This is a genomic window from Salinimicrobium oceani (genome assembly GCF_012037645.1).
Window position 1 is genome coordinate 1 of sequence record NZ_JAAVJR010000412.1, and the last position, 510, is coordinate 510.

1 protein-coding gene is annotated in these 510 nt (G+C 45.5%); it reads left to right on the plus strand.

Annotated features, from left to right (window positions below):
- Positions 1 to 510 (plus strand): C40 family peptidase (locus HC175_RS17460; RefSeq protein ID WP_168139571.1); only part of this gene is annotated, 510 nt, incomplete at both ends.

Here is a 510-nt window from a genome sequence, read left to right on the forward strand (position 1 = left end):
TGGAAACCTGGAGAGCTTCAGAAAAGATCATTTACCTCGAACCTTTCGGATTCTCTTATTCTGAACCTAACGACGATTCTCAGACCGTGACAGATCTTGTTGCCGGGAACATTCTCGAAGTTAAAGGTGAGCAAAATAGATTTTACAAGGTGGAATATCCAAATGACAAAACCGCATTTGTGGAAAAATCAGCTGCGCAGCCTTACAGGGAGTGGGTAGCTTCGCTGGAACCAACGGGAGAAAATCTTATTAAAACCGCCAGAGAAATGATGGGGGTGCCTTACCTGTGGGGTGGGACTTCTCCAAAAGGAATGGATTGCAGCGGTTACACTAAAACAATTTTCTTCCTAAACGGGATGGTGCTCCCCCGTGATGCTTCCCAGCAAATTGCAGCAGGGGAGGAGATCGATTCGGTTAAAAATTTCGAAAACCTGCAGAAGGGAGATCTACTTTACTTCGGAAGAAAAGCTACAGACACCACTTCAGAAAGGATCATTCACGTGGGCATGT